This is a genomic window from Polaromonas sp. P3_A5 (assembly GCF_056403055.1).
This window is the reverse complement of the sequence record NZ_JBFUGF010000001.1, coordinates 1,719,693-1,739,818: the sequence shown is the minus strand read 5'-3', so window position 1 is coordinate 1,739,818 and position 20,126 is coordinate 1,719,693. Positions and strand designations below refer to the sequence as shown.

The following is a 20,126-nucleotide window of genomic DNA, read 5'->3' as shown; positions in this document are numbered from 1 at the left end:
GTACCGCATGACGAGAAGCGTTTCCTGTCCTCCACCGCCAGCTTGACACTTACTCGTCTTCACCCGTGTTGCCGGCTTCGGCGGCGGCCGTCCTCAGGGCATCGACCTGGGCGTCGGGGCTGAGGCCGATGCGGGGGTTCGCGGAGCGGTTCACGCCGGCCAGGTAGATCATCGCGCTGCGGTAGGCCTCGTCGATCAGGAAATTGCCACCCGAAATCGTCAGCGTGCCACCCGTGATGTCGTAGCCCTCCTGGTCCGACCAGGCGAAGTAGCTGCCAGGGTTGGTGCCGCTGGCGGCCGTGACGCCCGGCGCACCGGCGCCCGACTGCTGCGCACCGTTGTAGGCCACGCTGGTGTCGGGCAGCGCGAGCGGCTGCAGAAAGCTGCGCAGCAGCGGACCGGTCTGGCCTTCATAAATGCGCCACGTGGCCGTGGAGCCGCCTTGGGTGGCGATGTCCCAGCCGCTGAAAGTGCTGGCCTGCGTCAGCTGCGCACTGGTCTTGCCGGTGCCGCCCGCGCTGGTGGCCTGCCCAGAAGTGCCAATGTCCCAATAGCTGTTGTTTGTCGCTGCCGTTCCAACCTGTTCGGCCACGAGCCCGCCTGCCATGCCGGTGGCAGTGACGCGGCCGGTGCTGTAGGCGCGCGTGATGATGCCGTCCAGCGAGCTGCCGACCAGTCCGCCCACCTTGTCGGCGCCGCTCACGGCGCCGCTGGCGTACGCGTCGGTGATGCCGCCCTGGCTGAGTTCGCCCACCAGGCCTCCAACCTCGTCGTTGCCCTGAACCGATGCTGTGCTGTAGACATTGCTGAAGGTGGTGCAGCAGCCCTGCCCCGCGATGGCGCCCACAAAGTCGGCGCCGGTGATGCTGCCGCCCACCAGCCCGAGGTTCTGGATGCTGGTGCTCTGTGTAAGGCCGAACAGGCCCACAAAGTTGTCGCCCGGGCGGTTGATGAAGAGGTTGCGAATCTTGTGGTTGAGGCCGTCAAAACGCCCCTCGAAAATACCCGGCGCGCCGACGCCACCCAGGGTATCGAAGCCGGCACCGGCGTTCCAGTTCACCGTGTCGCTCGCGTCGATGTCGGCGCCCAGCACGTAGTTGCCGGTGGGGTTGCCGTTGATGCCCTGCAGGTCGGTGCCGGTGGTGCTGCCTGCCACGCCCAGGCTGGTGATGACTTTGTATGGGTCGGTGACGCCGTCGCTGCCCAGCCGGGTGCTGAAATTGTCGCCAGCCCGCAGGTTGACTGTCGCCCTGACGTTGTACGTTGCAGTGTTCCCCGCATTGATGGCGCCCAGCCCGTATTCCAGCGCCAGCTTGCCATTGGCGTGCTGCGAGGTGATGGACGCGTTGATGTTGATATTGCGCCAGGCGCTCAAGGTCAGCGTGGTGCCCGCGTTCCAGGTGAAGGCCGCGTTGACGTGAATGTCGCCGTTATCCGTACCGCCGGCATTGTTGGTCGCCAGCGCCACATTGCCCAGGTTGAGGCTGGCGGCCAGGGTACCCGCGCCTATGCCGCTGCCGGTCAGCGCGCCGCTGCCCGCGGCGATGGTGAAGTCGGTCGGGTCTATCAGCCATGTGCCGTGGTGGCCCCCACCGCCTGCAGCGGCCAAAGTGGTGATGACGGCACCGTCGGCTACCTTGACGTGGGCCGCCGACGTTTCGACAAAGCCGCCATCACCGCCCATGGGTGCCGATGCATCCAGCGTGCCACCTGCGTTCACCGTGCCGGTGTCCATGTCGCCCATCAGCAGGATACGGCCGGCCTTGTTCTGGATCGTTTTGGCTTCGATGACACCGGTGTTGTTCACCGTGGCGGTGGTCAAGCTGTCCATGGCTTTCGCGGAAAGCAGTACTTGCCCGCCGTTCGCCTGGATCAAATGTTTGTTCTCGGCCAGCGCGTTAATGGCGCCCTGGTCGATGCTGTAGCCCAGCAGGCTGCCGTTGTCGATGTTCAGCGTGACCTTGTTGCCTGCGGCCAGAAGTGCAGTGCCCAGCGATGCCGTCATCACGCCTTCATTGCGTACTTCGGGCGCCAGCAAGGCGAGGTAGCCACCCTGCCCCGCGTTCAGCGTGCCCTGATTGACAACCGAGCCGACCGAGCCTGTGAGCACATGGTTGCCGGACATGAAGTCGGCGTTGCTCATGCTGAGCGTCGAGGCGACCAGGCCGCCGACATTGACCTGGCTTCCGGCGCCAAACAGCACGCCGTTCGGGTTCAGGATAAACACCTGGCCGTTGGCCGTAAGGCTGCCAAGCAGTTCGCTCGGGCTGCTACCGGTGACGCGGTTAAGCGCAATCGCCGACGCATTGGGCTGGTTAAAGATCAGCGCCTCATTGGCCACCGTAGACAGGCTGGTCCAGTCAATCGCCACGCGCTGGCTGGTCTGGTTGACGGTGGTGGTGTTGCCCACCGTGGCCAGGCTGGCGGCGCCCGCAGACACGCTGGCGCTGGCAGCGTCTGCTGCCCGGGCCTGCTGGGCACCTCCGGCAAGCAGGAGCAACGCGGCGCTGCAGGCAGCGTTGAGTGTGAACCCGCCCGTTGCACTGGCGCGGCGTCGGGCCAGGCGGTAAATGCGGTTGATGCCGGCATGGCTTTTCATGTGTAGCCTTTCGGGACAGGACGGGCGGCGAAGCCCCCAAGATCTCTCTTTTCCTGCCGGCGATGGTATGCCAGTTGGGGCCACAGGCCCATGCGCCGCGCATGACAAATGCCATATTACGACGCCCCGGACCGACGCGATAGCCTGGGTTTCACGCACGGCGCAGCCTTGCGCCCCTTGGTTGCTACAGTTTTGATAGCTGCTTGCGCCCATCTTTATTGCGCTGCAGCCTGATTTCGCTATCAATCCTGGTGCAGGCGCCCAAACGACTGCTACGAGCGCATCAGCCGCGGCGTTGCCGCCGAAACCACCACCGCCCGACGAGCCAAGCAGGGGCCGAGGGTCCGGCTTCGCCGGCCCCAGGCGCCGCCCCCTCGAGGGGGGAGCAGACTACACGCAGTGAGTCTGAACGGGGGTGAGTCTAGTTCTCGTCGGTATTGCCCGCTTCCGCCGCGGCGGCCGCCAGCGTGCCGGCCATGGCGTCAGCGCTGCCGCCAAATCCACCACCACCTGCGCCACCGCCGGACGCGCCGCCCATGCCGGCCACAGCCTGCATCGCGCTGTCATAGGCGCCGACCAGTGTTTCACTGCCAAGCGCCACGGTGCCGGCGTCGGAAGTCTTGATGCTGAGCGCGCCATTCGCAAAGCCCAGCGCGTAGTTGCCGGAGATCGAGTTCAGCCCGCCCGGCGTGATCGCATAGCTGCCAGCGGCCACGGCCCCCTGAGAAGATCCGCCATAGCCCACGGTTCCGCCGATATCAGCCGACGTATCGCCCGCCACAAAACCGCTGTAGCTCACGCCGTTGCCACCGCTGTAGGCCGTGCCGTCGTAGTTCTTGCTGTCGTTGTTGGCTGTCACCGTCAGTGCCTTGGGCGTGATGCTGGCCGTGGTCGTTGTAGTGGTGTTCAGCAGGTTGTAGTTGCCGGCGTCGGTGCCTGAAGTGCTGATGCCGTTCACGCCGACGGTCTTGCCCACACCGGCGTTCTTGTCGGCGAAGGAGGCAGTGCCCGTGACGCCCAGCACATCACCGGCCACACGGTTGTCGCCGTAGCCCACGGTGGCTGCCGTCGTACCGTCATACACCTTGTTCACGCCAGCGGCTGTCACCGTCAGGTCCCTGGCGGTGATGTTGGCTGCAGCAGTGCCGCCTGCCGCGATGCTGTAGTTGCTGGCCAGTCCGCCGTTGCTGCCGTCTGCCAGCGTCGCGCTGTTGACGGTGACCAAATTGGCCGTGGCCACGTCCTTGCTGTTGAAAGTTGCCGTTCCGTTGGCGTTGACGGTCTCCGTACCGGCCAGACCTGTCAACCCGCTCAGGGTTGCGGTGGCCGTGGTGTTGCCGTCATAGGTCTTGTTGGCGGCGGCCGTGCTGTAGGTCAGGGCCTTGGCGGTGATATTGGCAGCAGCGGTACCACCTGCTGCGACGCTGTAGTTGCTGGCCAGCCCGCCGTTGCTGCCGTCCGCCAGCGTCGCACTATTGACGGTGACCAGGTTTGCCACCAGCACATCTTTGCTGTTGAAGGTGGCGGCATTGCCCGCCACACTGACAGTTTCCGTCCCGACCAGGCCGGTCAGGCCGCTGATCGTGGCCGTTGCACCCATGCTGCCGTCGTACTCCTTGTTGGCCGCTGCCGTGCTGTAAGTCAGGGCTTTGGCCGTGATGTTGGCGACAGCAGTGCCACCTGACACGATGCTGTAGTTGCTGGACAGGCCTCCGTTGGCGCCGTCTGCCAGCGTCGCACTGTTCACGGTGACTGTGTTGGCGGCCAGCACATCTTTGCTGTTGAACGTTGCCGTTCCGTTGGCAGTTACGGTCTCCGTCCCCACCAGGCCAGTCAGCCCGCTCAGGGTTGCAGCGGCTGTGGCATTGCCGTCGTAGGTCTTGTTGGCAGCAGTCGTGCTGTAGGTCAGCGCTTTCGCAGTGATGTTGGCCGCAGCGGTACCGCCAGCGGCGATGGAATAGTTGCCGGCCAGCCCGCCGTTGCTGCCGTCTGCCAGCGTGGCGCTGTTGACGGTCACGAGGTTGGCGGTCAGCACATCTTTGGTATTGAACGTTGCACCGGCACTGGCCGTCACTGTCTCGATACCCACCAGTCCCGTCAGGCCACTCAAGGTTGCGGTGGCTGTGGTGTCGCCATCGTAGGTCTTGTTGGCAGCGGTGGTGCTGTAGGTCAGTGCCTTGGCGGTGATGTTGGCCACAGCAGTGCCACCTGCCGCAATGCTGTAGTTGCTGGCCAGCCCGCCATTGCTTCCGTCGGCCAATGTGGCGCTGTTGACGGTGACCAGGTTGGCCGTGGCAACGTCTTTGGTGTTGAACGTTGCACCGGCACTGGCCGTCACCGTCTCGGTACCCACCAGGCCCGTCAGCCCACTCAAGGTTGCGGTGGCCGTGTTGTCACCGTCGTAAGTCTTGTTGGCAGCTGCCGTGCTGTAGGTCAGCGCCTTGGCGGTGATGTTGGCCACAGCAGTGCCGCCTGCCGCGATGCTGTAGTTGCTGGCCAGCCCGCCGTTTGTTCCATTGGCCAGCGTGGCCGAGTTCACTGTCACGAGATTGGCGGTCAGCACATCTTTGGTGTTGAACGTTGCACCGGCACTGGCCGTCACCGTCTCGGTCCCTACCAAGCCAGTCAGTCCGCTCAGGGTGGCAGTGGCCGTGCTGTCACCGTCGTAGGTTTTGTTACTTGCAGTAGTACTGTAGGTCAGCGCTTTTGCGGTGATGTTGGCTGCCGCAGTTCCGCCGGCGGCAACGGAATAGTTGCTGGCCAGTCCGCCGTTGCTTCCGTCGGCCAGCGTGGCTGAATTGACGGTCACAAGGTTGGCCGTGGCGACATCTTTGGTGTTGAACGTCGCATCGGCACTGGCCGTCACCGTCTCGGTCCCTACCAAGCCAGTCAGTCCGCTCAGGGTGGCAGTGGCCGTGCTGTCGCCGTCGTAGGTCTTGTTCGCCGCTGCCGTGCTGTACGTCAGCGCCTTGGCCGTGATGCTGGCCGCAGCAGTGCCGCCTGCTGCGATGCTGTAGTTGCTGGCCAGTCCGCCGTTTGTTCCATTGGCCAGCGTCGCGCTATTGACGGTGACCAGGTTGGCCGTGGCAACGTCTTTGGTGTTGAACGTCGCACCGGCACTGGCCGTCACTGTCTCCGTACCAACCAGGCCTGTCAATCCACTCAATGTCGCAGCGGCTGTGGCGTTTCCGTCATAGGTCTTGTTGGCAGCTGCCGTGCTGTAGGTCAGGGCTTTGGCTGTGATGGTGGCTGCCGCAGTTCCGCCCGCGACGATGGAATAGTTGCTGGCCAGGCCGCCGTTGCTGCCATCTGCCAAGGTGGCACTGTTAACGGTGACCAGGTTGGCGGTCAGCACGTCCTTGCTGTTGAACGTTGCCGTTCCGTTGGCAGTTACGATCTCCGTGCCCGCAAGCCCGGTCAGCCCGCTCAATGTCGCAACGGCTGCGGCGTCACCGTCGTAGGTCTTGTTGGCGGCTGCCGTGCTGTAGGTCAGGGCTTTGGCGGTGATGCTGGCTGCAGCGGTGCCACCAGCCGCGACGCTGTAGTTGCTGGCCAGCCCGCCGTTTGTTCCATCGGCCAGCGTAGCCGAGTTCACAGTCACGAGATTGGCGGTCAGCACATCTTTGGTGTTGAACGTTGCACCGGCACTGGCCGTCACCGTCTCGCTACCCACCAGGCCGGTCAGCCCGCTCAGGGTTGCTGTGGCGGTGTTATCACCGTCGTAGGTTTTGTTAGCGGCTGCTGTGCTGTAGGTCAGCGCTTTTGCGGTGATGTTGGCTGCAGCAGTTCCACCAGCAGCGATGCTGTAGTTGCTGGCCAGCCCACCGTTGTTTCCGTCGGCCAGCGTGGCTGAATTCACGGTGACCAGGTTGGCCGTGGCAACATTCCTGGTGTTGAATGTTGCACTGGTGCTGCTGGCCGTCACCGTCTCCGTACCCACCAGACCCGTCAGGCCGCTCAAGGTTGCGGTGGCTGTGGTGTCGCCATCGTAGGTCTTGTTCGCCGCTGCCGTGCTGTAGGTCAGGGCTTTGGCCGTGACGTTGGCTGCAGCGGTACCGCCAGCGGCGATGCTGTAGTTGCTGGCCAAGCCGCCGTTTGTTCCATTGGCCAGCGTCGCGCTATTGACAGTGACCAGGTTGGCCGTAGCAACGTCTTTGGTGTTGAACGTCGCACCGGCACTGGCCGTCACCGTCTCGGTACCCACCAGACCCGTCAGGCCGCTCAGGGTTGCGGTGGCCGTGTTATCGCCGTCGTAGGTTTTGTTGCTTGCAGTGGTGCTGTAGGTCAGCGCTTTCGCGGTGATGTTGGCTGCAGCGGCACCGCCGGCGGCGATGGAGTAGTTGCTGGCCAGCCCGCCATTGGTGCCATCGGCCAGCGTAGCCGAGTTAACGGTCACGAGGTTGGCAGTCAGCACGTCTTTGGTATTGAACGTTGCACCAGCACTTGCGGTAACCGTCTCGGTACCGACCAAGCCCGTCAGGCCGCTCAGGGTTGCGGTGGCCGTAGTGTCACCGTCGTAGGTCTTGTTGGCAGCTGTGGTGCTGTAGGCCAGTGCCTTGGCCGTGATGTTGGCCGCAGTGGTGCCGCCAGCGGCGATGCTGTAGTTGCTAGCCAGCCCGCCGTTTGTTCCATTGGCCAGCGTGGCACTGTTAACGGTAACCAGGTTGGCCGTGGCAACGTCTTTGGTATTGAAGGTAGCGCCAGCAGTACTTCCCAGGGTTTCCGTATTGACCAGCCCTATCAGGTTCAAGCTGGCCGAAGCCGTAGTGTCGCCGTCGTAGGTCTTGTTGGCAGCGGTGGTGCTGTAGGTCAGTGCCTTGGCGGTGATGTTGGCCACAGCAGTGCCACCTGCCGCAATGCTGTAGTTGCTGGCCAGCCCGCCATTGCTTCCGTCGGCCAATGTGGCGCTGTTGACGGTGACCAGGTTGGCCGTGGCAACGTCTTTGGTGTTGAACGTTGCACCAGCACTGGCCGTCACCGTCTCGGTACCCACCAGGCCCGCCAACCCGCTCAAGGTTGCGGTGGCCGTGTTGTCACCGTCGTAGGTCTTGTTCGCCGCTGCCGTGCTGTAGGTCAGCGCCTTGGCGGTGATGTTGGCCACAGCAGTGCCGCCTGCCGCGATGCTGTAGTTGCTGGCCAGGCCGCCGTTGCTGCCGTCCGCCAGCGCCGCGCTGTTCACGGTGACCAGATTGGCCGTGGCTACGTCCTTGCTGTTGAAAGTTGCCGTTCCGTTGGCGTTGACGGTCTCCGTACCGACCAGACCTGTCAACCCGCTCAGGGTTGCTGTGGCCGTGGCGTCACCGTCGTAGGTCTTGTTCGCCGCAGTGGTGCTGTAGGTCAGTGCCTTGGCCGTGATGTTGGCTGCCGCCGTACCACCTGCCGCAATGCTGTAGTTGCTGGCCAGGCCGCCATTGCTTCCGTCGGCCAATGTGGCGCTGTTGACGGTGACCAGGTTGGCCGTGACAACGTCTTTGGTGTTGAAGGTGGCACCGGTGCTGGTAGCCGTCACCGTTTCCGTCCCAATCAGGCCGGTCAATCCACTCAATGTCGCCGCGGCTGTGGTGTCGCCGTCGTAGGTCTTGTTGGCAGCAGCGGTGCTGTAAGTCAGGGCTTTAGGCGTGATCGTGCTGCTGGTGTTGTCCGCATAGCTGAGCACATAGTTGCCGCCGCTGTTGCCGTCGTTGAGCGTGGCGCCGCCCACGGTCACCGTCTTGCCGGTGCCCGCATTTTTGTCGAGGAAGGCAAAGCTGCCGCCGGTAGCGGTGTCGGTGTCAAACAGTTGGGTGCTGCCGGTCGCGGTGAACGTGCCTGCAGCGTCGAGCTGGCCGTTGTAGGTTTTGCTGACGTCGGTGGTGGTCAGCACCAGGTTGGCCTGGGTGATGGTGAGGTTCCCGCCGCTGATGTCGTAGCCCTGCTGGGTGGAGTAGTAGCCGTTGTACAAGCCCGCATTGCGGCCGCTGGCTGCCGCTCCCAGCAGGTTGGCATCGACCAGGGTGGTCGCTGCGGCGGTTTGCGTAGTGCCGTTGTAGGTCTGCGTGGCGTTGAGGGCATCGGCCAGGTTCAGTGGCGTGAGGAAGCTTCTCAGCAGCGGCATGCTGTGGCCCTCATAGATACGCCACACTGCGTTGCTGCCGCCTGCAGTGGCAATGTCCCAGCCGGCGAAGGTGCTGGCCCGCTTCAACTCGTCATCGGTCTTGCCAGTGCCGAAAGCGTCTGGCAGCCCCGGGTTGGCGGTGGCGCTGTGGTAGCTGTTGCTGATCGTTCCGTTGTTGTAGCCGATCAGCCCGCCGACATCGCTGCCGCCGGTGACCGTACCCGTCGTGGCGTAGCTGTCGCTGATCGTGCCGCCGTTGTAGCCGATCAGCCCGCCGACATAGTCGCCGCCGCTAACGTCGCCTATAGCGTAGCTGTTGCTGATCGTGCCGCTGTCGTTTGACCCCACCAGCCCGCCGACATTGGCGGCCCCGCTGACGTCGCCCGTGGCGTAGCTGTTGCTGATCGTGCCGCCGTCGTTTGACCCCACCAGCCCGCCAACATTGGCGCCCCCGCTGCCGCTGACGTCGCCCGTGGCGTAGCTGTTGCTGATCGTGCCGCCGCTGCTGCTCCACCCCACCAGCCCGCCGACATAGTAGCCGCCGCCGCTGACGACGTTGCCAATGGCGTAGCTGTTGCTGATCGTGCCGCCGTCATTTGACCCCGCCAGCCCGCCGACATAGTAGAGGCTGCCGCTGACGTCGCCCGTGGCGTAGCTGTTGCTGATCGTGGCGTTAGTGTTCTGCCCCACCAGTCCGCCGACTTCCTCGCCACTGCTGACGCTGACGTCACCCATAGCGTAGCTATTGCTGATCGTGGCGTTAGTATTCTGTCCCACCAGTCCGCCGGCAAGACGGCAATAACCGCTGCAGCTGGCGTCACCCATAGCGTAGCTGTTGCTGATCGCGCCGCCGCTGCTGTTCGACCCCACCAGCCCGCCGACATAGCCGCCGCCGCTGACGACGTTGCCAACGGCGTAGCTGTTGCTGATCGTGCCGCCGTCGTTTGACCCCACCAGCCCGCCGACAAGGCCGCCGCCGCTGACGTTGCCAATGGCGTAGCTGTTGCTGATCGTGCCGCCGTCGTTTGACCCCGCCAGCCCGCCGACATAGTCGCCGCCGCTGACGTCGCCCGTGGCGTAGCTGTTGCTGATCGTGGCGTTAGTGTTCTGCCCCACCAGCCCGCCGATATTGTCGCCGCCGCTGACGTCACCCGTGGCGTAGCTGTTGCTGATCGTGCTTCCGTTGTAGCTATATCCCACCAGACCGCCGACATAATTGACACCGCGAACGCTGCCATTCACCAGCCCTACGTTGCTGATTTGCGCTCCGCTGGCCCTACCAAACAGGCCAACGAACTGCGCGCTCCGGTCGATGGTGAGGCTGGACACCGTATGACCGAGGCCGTTGAAACGGCCGTTGAACGTATTGCCAATTGGATCGAATCCTGCGTTGCCGTTCCAGGCGGAAGTGACGCTGGCGTCGATGTTAGCGCCCAGGGCGTAGTAGCCGTTCAAATCGCCGTTCATACCCTGCAGGTCGGTGCCGGTCGTGCTGCCTTCGCCCCCCAGGCTGTTGATGACGGTGTAGCCATTTCCGTTGATGGTGAGGAAGCCGGTGCCGTTGCGGGCGAAGTCCACCCGGCCGGTAAAGCCGGTTGAGGTCAGGCCAACCTTGACGGTGCCGCCTGCCACACCCGCATCGGCGCCGTTGGTCGCGCCAGTGTTCAGGGTCAGCGCGGAGTTGCCGCTGGCGGTCATCACCGCATTGATATTGATGTCGCGCGCTGCCGTGAGGGTCAGGGTGTTGGCGCTCCAGGAAACGTCGTCGTTGACGTGGATGTCGCCATTGCCGGCCGTGCCGCCGCCGCTGCTTTGCAGCTCCACGTCGGTGGTACCAAGGTTCGCGCTCAGGGTTGCACCTGTCATGTCGCCACCGCTGGCTGCGATGGTGTAGTCCTGCGGGTCGATCAGCCACTTGCCGGTCTTGCCTTGCGGCGCCTGGGTGGTAACGCGCGTGCCCGCGGCAACCTTGACATGGGCGGCAGATGTTTCAATAAAACCGCCGTCGCCACCGTTCGGAGCGGATGCATCGAGCGTGCCGCCCAAATTGACGGTGCCGGTCTGCATGTCGCCCATCAGCATGATGCGGCCGCCCTTGTTCTGAATCGTTCTGGCTTCGATCACGCCCGTGTTGTTGACCGTGGCCGTGGTTAACGCATCCATCGCCTTGGCAGACAGCAGCACCTGTCCGCCGTCGGCCTTGATGAGTTGTTTGTTTTCTGCCAGTGCGTTGAGGGCCCCCTGGTCGATGCTGTAGCCCAGCAAGGAACCGTTGTCCAGGTTGAGCGTGACCTTGTTGCCGGCAGCCAGCAAGGCTGTTCCCAGCGATGCCGTCATCACGCCTTCGTTGCGAACTTCTGGAGCCAGCAGGGCGAGATAGCCGCCGTTCGCCGCCGTCATCGTCCCTTGGTTGACCACCGAACCGTTGCCGCCCGAGTTCGTGAAAACGTTACTGCCGGCCATGAAGTCGGCATTGCTCATATTGAGCGTCGAGGCGACAAGACCACCGACGTTCACTTGCGACCCGGCGCCAAACAGAACGCCATTGGGATTCAGGATAAACACCTGGCCATTCGCCGTCAGGCTGCCGAGGAATTCGCTGGGGCTGCTGCCGATGATGCGGTTCAGGGCTATCGCTGAAGCATTGGGCTGGCTGAACACCAGCGCTTCGTTGGCGCGCGTGGACAGGCTGGTCCAGTCGATCGCCAGGCGCTGGCTGGCCTGGTTGATGGTGGTGGTGTTGCCGAGTGTGGAGACATTGCCCGCACCGGCAGTTACGCTGGCGTTGGCCGCATCGGCCGCGCGGGCCTCGTGCGTAACCACGGCCAGGGAAGTGAGCAGCACCAGCGCAGCACGGCAGGCCGTATTGAGCGTAAAGCCTGAGCCTTCACTTCCGCCTTCTGCCCCTCCGCCAGGGGTCGAGCTGAACAGCACGCTGCCGCGCGACGAGCCGCCTTTGCCTCGCCCCTTGGCGTTTTCCGCCACGGCCACCCACAGGCTCAAGGCGGCGTTCCAGACAAGACGGTAAATGCGGTTCATGCTGGCGTGGCTTTTCATGGTTGTGGCTTTCTGGAAAAACGGGCGGTTTGGGAGCGCCTGCGCGCACCCCAAAGGTGGCGCGCGCAATGGTTACAAAACGTGCAAATCGTAGGATGGGCATTGCCGTCTGTATGTCCCCAGTTCTAGGGACAGGGCCGTAACGCCGAGGGGAATAATCCCCTCTGAAACGCACTTCCGGTCACCGCACAAGCGCTGCCATACAACGTCCCAGGACGCAAAGAGATGCATGCACGAGGAAGCAAGGCCGCGTCGCGGCTCGTTACCTGGCTATTCGACCCATGCAGCGAGGCGGAACAGATGGCTGTCTGTCCCCAGTTTTGGGGACACGCCTGCAAGGCCACTCACCGCAGAATCGCCGATAGACGTCAGCAGGTTGATGTGAGTCAACCTTTTGCTACGTTTTTGATAGCCGCTTGCGCCCGTTGATGCTGGGCTGGAGACCGATTTACCCCTCATTTCATTCCGCGGAAGGCTTCAGTGCCGATGGCGGGCGGGATTGTTGGTAGGGTGTCTGGCGGCTGAGGCACTGACTGCGCTGCGACCGCAGCAGAGCAGGCCAGCGAGATGCGCGTGACTACCGGTGCGACTGGCGGCTGGGTCAGTGTCAGCACTGCCGACAACGGCAGGGGCTTTGCGGTGAAACGGGCGCTGGACAGCAGCGGCAAGGGCTGATCGAACCAGCAGCGCTGCGCACAGGCGGTAGGCGGCAACGTGGAGTTTGAATCTTCGCTGGCAGGCACGCGGCTGACCTTGCACCTGCCGCAACGCCGCCCATTGCGGCCCCGATCGCCTGAGCCAGGGCGGCCGCAACATCAACGTGTCGCTAAATATGGGGACACGCGCAGGCCATGCATTGACGCACAATGCATGTTTGCGGATGCGGCACCCCGCAGGAAGCGACGACATGCAATCCAGTTCGACCCCATCCCTGATCCACGTGGCGCTCGTGGAGGACGACGTTCACTTCCAGAACGCCATCGTGACTGCTATCGCGGCCTCGCCCGACATCCGGCTTATGAGTCTGGCCAGCACGCGCGCGCAGGGCCTGCAGTCGCTGCAAAGCGCACCGGCCGACGTGCTGCTGGTCGACCTGGGCCTGCCCGACGGCTCGGGCATTGACGTGATACGCGCGGCACATACGCTGTGGCCGACCTGCGCCGTGATGGTGTGCACAGCCTTCGGCGACGAGGCGCATGTGCTGCAGTCCATCGAGGCTGGCGCCTCGGGCTACCTGCTCAAGGACAGCGAGCCGGACAACATGCTGCACGAGATCCGCAGCCTGCACGGCGGCGGCAGCCCGATCAGCCCGCTGATCGCGCGGCAGATCCTGATGCGCTTTCGTGCCGCGCCGGCTGCCGCGCCCGCAGTGGCACCGGTTGCGTCTGCCAATGAGCAAGCCGCGCTGTCCAGCCGCGAAAAAGAAGTGCTGGAGCTCATCACCAAAGGCTTCACCGCCGACGAGATTGCCCGGCTGATGCAGGTGTCGCAGCACACGGTGCAGACTTACGTGCGGCGCATTTACAGCAAGCTCAATGTGAATTCGCGGGCCGAAGCGATTTATGAAGCCAGGCACCAGGGCATTCTGGCGGCCTGAGGTGCACAAGGGCCTGGCGCGCCGGCTGCTGCTGGGCGCCTGGCTGCTGGCCTGCGGTGCCCCCATTTGGGCCGCGGGACCGGTTGTGCATTACACCGAAGCCGAGATGATCCGTGAAGAGGCGGCCAGCTTCAAGCCGCTGGCCGCTGCGATGGACGAAGCCGCCTTGCCGGGGCCCTGGACGAAAGTGAAGTTGCCTTCTGTCATTCAAAAACCGGTGGCGTCAAGCGGCGGCAAGCTCCCCGTCGTCACGACCTGGCTGCGCATACGGCTCGATGAACTGCAGGGCATGAAAACCCCCACGCACTTCTACCTGACCCGCTGGCTGGCGGCCGGCCAGATCGCGGTGTATGCCGACGGCCAGCTACGCTTTCGCTCCACGGGCAGCCCGGTCTGGAACCTCTTCAGCCACCCCGCGCTGTTGCTGCCGCTGAACCTGGCCGCAGACAGCCCGCCGCCGCAAACCCTGTTGATACGCCTGGACAGCCTGCCCTCGCCCGAGGCCGGGATTTCCTCGTTCTATGCCGGCGACTCCGACAGCCTGGTCGAGATGGCCGCCAAACGCGACTGGCTGGCCAACCAGTTGCCCTTTATGTGCAGTGCGGCTTTCCTGGCGGTCGGGCTGTTCTCGCTGGCCGTGTGGGTGGTGCGACGTCACCCCGCCAGCCTCTACCTGTTTGCGATTGCCGTGCTGAGCGCGACACGGCGCTGGCATTTCCAGCTGGGTCCCGAAAAATTGATCGTCAGCGACGCCTGGTTTATCTGGCTTACCCTCAACGCGCTGATGTGGCAATCATTGATTACGCATTATTTCCTGCAGTTTCTGCATGGCCGCGTCATGCCCCGGCTCAGCCGCGTGATGCTGGGAATGGCTGTGGTGTTTTCCGTCGTCACGCTGCCCTTTGCCTCCGTCTTTCCCAGCCTGCTTACACTGCGGCCCCATGCTTACCTGCTGCTGATCGGCATGGCCACGGTGATCCTGGTGGTCGGGCTGTGGCATTCATGGCGCAGCCGGTCGCTGGACGCCAAAATGCTGTCAATCGCCTTTTTGCTCAACTATGTGTTCGGCGTCTACGACTGGGCCCGGCTCAAATACGTGCTGGACCTGGAAAGCTACTACCTCACACCCTACGCGGCCATGGCGCTGTTCGGCGTGTTCGTCGTGATCATGTTCCGGCAGTATGTGGGCGCACTGGGTGGGGTGGAGCAGCTGAACGCCAGCCTGGAAGAGCGGCTGCAAAGCCGTGAAGCAGAACTGGCGGTGAGCTACGACAGGCTGCGTGAAATCGAGCAACGCGAAACGCTGAGCCAGGAACGCCAGCGCCTGACACAGGACATGCACGACGGGCTGGGCTCCTCGCTGGTCAGCGCACTGCGCGTGGTGGAAGGAGGCCAGCTCAGCGAGGCCGATGTGGCGGAAGTTCTCAAGGGCTGCATCGACGACCTCAAGCTGACCATCGATTCGATGGAACCGGTGGAGGCTGACCTGCTGTTGCTGCTGGCTACCCTGCGCTTTCGCCTGGGCCCGCGGCTGGCGGGCGCCGGTATCTCGCTGCGCTGGGAGGTTTCCGATGTACCACCGCTGGATTGGCTGAACCCGCGCAACGCGCTGCACATACTGCGCATCCTGCAAGAAGCCTTCACCAACACCCTCAAGCACACCCAGGCCAGTGAAATCCGCGTCGGCACCGGGGTTGAAAACGGTGGGGTCAGTGTCGTCATCAGCGACAACGGGCAGGGATTTTCGCTGGAAAACGCCTTGCAAAAAGGCGGCAAGGGCCTGCAAAACCAGCAGCGCCGGGCACAGTCAATCGGCGGCGAGATCCACTGGCACTCTGATGGCCGCGGCACCCGTGTCACCTTGTGGCTGCCGGAGAAACGCCCACCGGGTTGACGGCAGAGAGCAAGCCCTTATTAGCTATGATTTTTATAGCAGCCCGCGCTTATCCCTATTGGTCTATGGGCTTGTTTCCCTAAAGAATAACACTTGGCGACAAAGGGATGGCTCTGCACGCAGAAAGCTGTGCTGCGGCCTCTTCATAATCACCCCATGACGTTTTCACACCGCTATCCCCATTCCATGGCCAGGAGCCACCCCTTGCGCAAGCTGACGGGTTTGGCCCTTGCCACCTTGTTCTGTGGCCTTGCCGCTGCGCAGACGGCCAAGCCCACACCACCCGCCCCAGCGTCAGTACCCTCGCCCCACCCTCTCGTGGGCACCTGGAGCTGGACGCTGGCAGGAAAAGCCTGCACCGAAACCTGGCAATACAGCGCCAAGGGCACCCGGCTTAACACCAGCGGCGAAGAAGTCACGCGAGGCGACTACGAAATATCCGCAGCGCCGAGCGCGCAAGGGTTTTACCGGCTCACCGACACCGTGACCGACAGCAATGGCAAGCGGGACTGCTCAGGCGACCTGCACGAAGCGTCGGACCCGCCGGTCGTGCGCTTCATCCAGTTCAGCCCCAAGCAGGACCAGTTCATTGTGTGCAAGGCCGAGTCGTTGCAGGCCTGCTTCGGGCCTTTGAAGCGGATGCCTGGATAGGCCTGAGAGGCTTACCGGTCGCTGATCAGCGATTGCAGTACACCGGGTGCAAAGTGCTCGCCGATGTAGTCGGCCAACCCATCAAACACCGAGTCCAGCGTGGGCACCGTGGCGCCAAACAGCGCCTGCAATACCGCCGGGTCTTCAAACATGCCGTGCAGATACAGGCCCAGCACATTACCGCGAATGTTCTGCCAGGCCAGGCCTTCTGCCATCACCGCGCTGGCCGTGTCGCCCGCTGCGGCCAGCGCCGGGTGCTGCGCGGTCTGGCCGTGGTGAATTTCATAGCCCTGCAGGGCCACGCCTGACAGTGCCGCCCAAGCGCCGTCCACCTCGCCAAAGCGGGCCTGCCGCTGCCGTACCGTTTTGCTTTCTTCGAAGACGGTGACCACCGGCAGCAAGCCCAGCCCGGGTGCATTGCCGTCGATGCCATGCGGGTCAATCAACGCTTCGCCGAGCATCTGCAGGCCACCGCAAATGCCCAGCACCGCGCCGCCCTGCCCTGCGTGGGCGGCAATGGCCTGGTCCAGCCCTTGTGCGCGCAGCCAGGCCAGGTCGCCGCTGGTGTGCTTGGAGCCGGGCAGGATGATCCAGTCGGCGCCGGCCAGATCGACCGGGCTGCGCACCCACTTCAAGCGTACGCCGGGCACATTTTTCAGGGGCTGGAATTCGTCGAGGTTGCTGATGCGCGGGTAGGCAATCACGGCCACGGTGGTGGAGACTTCCCCTGCCGCGGTGCTGCGGTCGTCAAACACACCATCCTCTTCAGGCAGGCCGTGTTGCCACCACATCGGCAGCGTCGCCACCGTGGGAATGCCGGTCAAGTCCTGCAGTATTTGCGGGCCGGGCGCCAGCAGTTTGGCATCGCCCCTGAATTTGTTGAGCACAAAGCCCTTGATGAGTTTGCGCTCGGCTTCGTCCAGCATGGCCCAGGTGCCATACAGGTGGGCAAAGGCGCCGCCGCGGTCGATGTCAGTCACCAGCAGGCAGGCCGCGTTGGCGTGCTGCGCAGCGCGCATATTGACGATGTCGCTGGACTTGAGGTTGATTTCGGCCGGCGAGCCTGCACCCTCCATCACGACCACGTCGTTGTCCGCAATCAACTCATCGAGCGCCCGCGACACCACCGGCCAGACCGAGGCGCTGCGGCCGCGCCATTCCATGCGCGAGAGTTCGGCGTTGACCTGGCCCATCAACACGACCTGGCTTTGTGTGTCTTTTTCGGGCTTGAGCAGCAGCGGGTTCATGCGCACGTCGGGTACAGCTCTCGCCGCCAAGGCCTGGAAGTATTGCGCGCTACCGATCTCTCCTTGCGCGACCACCCTTGCGTTGTTGCTCATGTTCTGCGCCTTGAAGGGCGCAACCTTGAGCCCCTGGCGCGCGTAGTAGCGGCACAGCGCTGTCGTCAGCCAGCTTTTACCGGCGCCGCTGGTGGTGCCCAGCACCATGACACTTTTTGCACTCATGAACTTGTCCTGGAGAGTTGTTGCCACGCGTTGTGCAGGGCATCCTGCGCGGCTGGCGGCTGCACGCCCAGGCGCACATGGCCGGGCAAACCGAATGACGTCGTGTCGCGCAGCTTGATGCCCTGGGTGCGCACTGCGGACAATGCCTGTTGCAAGCTCACGCCTTCGGGCAAGGCCGGCTGGGCGCAGAAGAAATTGGCGTCGCTGGGCAGGCATGTCCATCCCAGCGATTCGCAGACACTGATCTGCCGGGCTTTCCATTCGCGCAAGGTGTTGAGGCTGCCGGCGAGCCAGTCCTGTGCCTCTTCGCTTGCCCAGGCCTGCAGCATGGCCTCACCATGCGCGCCCACCGGCCACGAGGGGCAGAGTCGCTCCAGCGCTGCAGCGTTGTCCGATTGCTCCATCGGTGCAATCGCATAGGCTGCACGCACGCCGGTCAGGCCCAGCGCCTTGTTGGGCGTCCAGAGCTGCCAGGTGGTTTGCAGCTGCTGCGGCGTGAGCGTGGGCACAGCGCTGAGCCGCAAGGGCTCGTAAGCGCGGTCCAGCACGACAAGGGCTGACACTTCCACCACTTTCCGGCCATCAACCAGCTCACCCAGGCCGCGATGCGCAGCACCCAATGGGCTGGAAGGCTCACAGGCCCAGAGCAGCTGCACATCCTCGGGTTTGCCGGCCACCTCCAGGCCATGCGCCCCCGCTGCCTGTGCGTAATCGCCGTAGCTGTGCGGTGGCAGCCACACCGCGCGTGCGCCCTGCTGCGCGGCCAGGGTGGTCATGCGAAAGATGAATTCGCTGGCGCTGGCCGCCAGCAATACACGCGCCTCATCGACACGATGAAAGACCGCCAGTTGCCTGCGCAACTGCGTGTAGCCGGCGTCGGGGTAACGGGTGGCGTCGGCCTGGCCGACGGCAGTCAGCGCTGCAGGGCAAGGCCCGCAGGCATTGCTGTTGGTTGAAAAGTCGTGCAGCGGCACACCGAGCGCGTCGGGTCCGCCGTGAATGCGCGTGGTGACGAGGCTGGTGCTCATGCCGATACCGCCAGCGCCATCAACAGCATCGCCAGAGTGGCAACCAAGGTTTGGGAGAACACCGCCTTCGAGGCCAAGGTTTGGGCCAGGGCCGTGTCCGATGCTTCAGGTGGCCGCCCTTGGGGGTTCAAGATATATACGCCCGGCTTGCCGAGCGAGATACCCAGCGCCAACGCCATGGCCGCCATGGGCCAGCCGCTGTTGGGCGACGGGGTCTTGCGGGCTTCTTCGTGCAATGCCTTGAGCGGCAGGCCTCTTGCCGCCAACGCCAGCAACAGTGCCGTCAGGCGTGCCGGCAACCAGGAGAGCACGTCGTCCGCGCGCGCCGCCCACTTGCCGGCCCATTCCCAATTTTTGCCGCGGTAGGTGCCGCGGTAACCCCACATGGCGTCCGCCGTATTGGCGAAGCGGTAAATGGCCGCCCCCGGCAAACCCAGCAACGCAAACCAGAAAACCGGGGCCACCACAGAGTCATTGAGGTTTTCGGCCAGCGACTCGATCGCGCTTTCCCGCACCTGGCTTTCAGTGAGCTGGGCGGTGTCGCGGCTGACCAGCCAGGAGAGGCGCTCCCGTCCTGCTTCCAGCGACTGGCCCAACGCCAGTTCGACCGCACCGACTTCTTCGCGCAGCATGCGCCATGACAGCATGCATTTGAGTAACCAGGCCATCGGCGCGGCCAGCAGCGCAGTGTCGATGGCGGCGCCCCAGGCCGGCGCCTTGATGTAGCCGGCGAGCTGCCAGAACACCAGTGCCTGCACTCCCCAGGCTGCTGCGCCCACCAATGCCACACCCACCCACCAGGCCAGCGTGCCGAGGAAAAAAGCCGGCCCGGGCGGGCAGCGCACGATAATGCTTCCGCAGGCCCGAAGGTAGTTGCCCATCCAGACCACCGGATGCACACCTGTGGGTGGTTCACCGAAAGATTTGTCTACCCATAAAGCCAGCAACAGCACTACACCGAGCACGCACGCCGTGTGCCCTGCCATGGAAGCAGGAACGGACAAGGCATGAAGGCTGGCCCAGTGCGTGAACATCTCAGCCGGCTTCCGGCTCACGCGGGGTGGTCTGGCCCCAGCTGTCTTCAAACACCATGTCGGCCAGCGGGGCACGGCGCGCCCACTTTTCAGCCTGCAGCATGGGCTGGTCGTAAAAAGCGTGGACAGGGCCCAGGCACAACACCGCAATCGGCTTGCTGCCTTCGGGCATCTGCAACAACCCGCCCAGCTGCTGCGGATCAAAAATCGAAACCCAGCCCATGCCAAGGCCCTCGGCACGGGCCGCCAGCCAGAGGTTCTGGATGGCGCAGGCCGCCGAGGCCAGGTCCATTTCGGGCAAGGTACGGCGGCCAAACACATGCTGTTCGCGCCCCGGTGGCAAGGCCACGACCAGCACCTCGGCCGCATCGAGCACGCCTTGCACCTTGAGTTTCATGAACTCGTCTTCGCGCTCGCCCAAGGCCCGGGCCGTGAGCACACGTTCCTGCTCAATCAGCGCGTGAATACCTTCGCGCAAAGGCCGGCTGCGCACGCGAATAAAACGCCAGGGCTGCATGAAGCCGACGCTGGGTGCGTGGTGCGCGGCCGACAGCAAGCGCTGCAGTATGTCGTCAGTGACCGTGCCGCCGCTGAAGTGACGCATGTCGCGCCGCTCGAAGATGGCCCGGTACACCGCCTGCTGCTCAGCGGTGCTGAAGGCGTGGCCGGGTCGGGCCGCATCGGCGGCGGAGACAAAGCCCGTCAC

General features: G+C 64.0%; 9 protein-coding genes. 3 read left to right on the top strand and 6 right to left on the bottom strand.

The window, feature by feature from the left end:
* Nucleotides 1-49 precede the first annotated feature (49 nt).
* Together AC1DU8_RS08260 and AC1DU8_RS08255 are read right to left on the bottom strand one after the other, a co-directional pair.
* Complete coding sequence (locus AC1DU8_RS08260) at nucleotides 50-2,599, bottom strand: two-partner secretion domain-containing protein (protein WP_477726621.1); 2,550 nt, start codon at nucleotides 2,597-2,599, stop codon at nucleotides 50-52.
* Nucleotides 2,600-3,020: 421 nt separating this feature from the next.
* Entirely contained in the window at nucleotides 3,021-11,750 is an 8,730-nt protein-coding gene (locus tag AC1DU8_RS08255) for a YDG domain-containing protein (protein WP_477726620.1), read from the bottom strand.
* Nucleotides 11,751-12,657: 907 nt separating this feature from the next.
* Here AC1DU8_RS08255 and AC1DU8_RS08250 point away from each other — a divergent pair.
* The 3 genes from AC1DU8_RS08250 (at nucleotide 12,658) to AC1DU8_RS08240 (ending at nucleotide 15,892) form a co-directional block, all read left to right on the top strand.
* Nucleotides 12,658-13,347 carry a response regulator transcription factor gene (locus AC1DU8_RS08250; RefSeq protein WP_477726619.1) on the top strand — a complete coding sequence of 230 codons (690 nt, stop codon included), beginning with the start codon at nucleotides 12,658-12,660 and terminating at the stop codon, nucleotides 13,345-13,347.
* Entirely contained in the window at nucleotides 13,313-15,241 is a 1,929-nt protein-coding gene (locus tag AC1DU8_RS08245) for a sensor histidine kinase (RefSeq protein WP_477726618.1), read from the top strand. The genes AC1DU8_RS08250 and AC1DU8_RS08245 overlap by 35 nt, the downstream gene beginning before the upstream one ends.
* A gap of 156 nt (nucleotides 15,242-15,397) precedes the next feature.
* Nucleotides 15,398-15,892, top strand: a complete 495-nt coding sequence (locus AC1DU8_RS08240; RefSeq protein ID WP_477726617.1) for a hypothetical protein — start codon at nucleotides 15,398-15,400, stop codon at nucleotides 15,890-15,892.
* Between the two features lie 11 nt (nucleotides 15,893-15,903).
* Here AC1DU8_RS08240 and AC1DU8_RS08235 read toward each other — a convergent pair whose 3' ends face one another.
* From AC1DU8_RS08235 to bluB, 4 genes are read right to left on the bottom strand one after another with little or no spacing between them, the layout of a single operon-like run.
* Nucleotides 15,904-17,358 (bottom strand): cobyric acid synthase, encoded by a 1,455-nt coding sequence (locus tag AC1DU8_RS08235; RefSeq protein ID WP_477726616.1) that lies wholly within the window; start codon nucleotides 17,356-17,358, stop codon nucleotides 15,904-15,906.
* Nucleotides 17,355-18,386: an aminotransferase class I/II-fold pyridoxal phosphate-dependent enzyme gene (locus AC1DU8_RS08230; protein WP_477726615.1), complete on the bottom strand. Its 1,032-nt coding sequence runs from the start codon at nucleotides 18,384-18,386 to the stop codon at nucleotides 17,355-17,357. The genes AC1DU8_RS08235 and AC1DU8_RS08230 overlap by 4 nt, the downstream gene beginning before the upstream one ends.
* The gene (cbiB, locus tag AC1DU8_RS08225; protein ID WP_477727042.1) at nucleotides 18,383-19,372 is read right to left on the bottom strand and encodes an adenosylcobinamide-phosphate synthase CbiB; all 990 of its coding nucleotides are present in this window, start codon (nucleotides 19,370-19,372) and stop codon (nucleotides 18,383-18,385) included. Before cbiB ends, AC1DU8_RS08230 begins: the two co-directional genes overlap by 4 nt.
* 49 nt (nucleotides 19,373-19,421) lie before the next feature.
* The gene (gene bluB, locus AC1DU8_RS08220; RefSeq protein WP_457280509.1) at nucleotides 19,422-20,126 is read right to left on the bottom strand and encodes a 5,6-dimethylbenzimidazole synthase; all 705 of its coding nucleotides are present in this window, start codon (nucleotides 20,124-20,126) and stop codon (nucleotides 19,422-19,424) included.

Bases quoted from the DNA above. Each gene is read 5' to 3' on its own strand.
- AC1DU8_RS08260 (WP_477726621.1), bottom strand. From the start codon at position 2,599: ATGAAAAGCCATGCCGGCATCAACCGCATTTACCGCCTGGCCCGACGC.
- AC1DU8_RS08255 (WP_477726620.1), bottom strand. From the start codon at position 11,750: ATGAAAAGCCACGCCAGCATGAACCGCATTTACCGTCTTGTCTGGAAC.
- AC1DU8_RS08250 (WP_477726619.1), top strand. From the start codon at position 12,658: ATGCAATCCAGTTCGACCCCATCCCTGATCCACGTGGCGCTCGTGGAG.
- AC1DU8_RS08245 (WP_477726618.1), top strand. From the start codon at position 13,313: ATGAAGCCAGGCACCAGGGCATTCTGGCGGCCTGAGGTGCACAAGGGC.
- AC1DU8_RS08240 (WP_477726617.1), top strand. From the start codon at position 15,398: ATGACGTTTTCACACCGCTATCCCCATTCCATGGCCAGGAGCCACCCC.
- AC1DU8_RS08235 (WP_477726616.1), bottom strand. From the start codon at position 17,358: ATGAGTGCAAAAAGTGTCATGGTGCTGGGCACCACCAGCGGCGCCGGT.
- AC1DU8_RS08230 (WP_477726615.1), bottom strand. From the start codon at position 18,386: ATGAGCACCAGCCTCGTCACCACGCGCATTCACGGCGGACCCGACGCG.
- cbiB (WP_477727042.1), bottom strand. From the start codon at position 19,372: ATGGCAGGGCACACGGCGTGCGTGCTCGGTGTAGTGCTGTTGCTGGCT.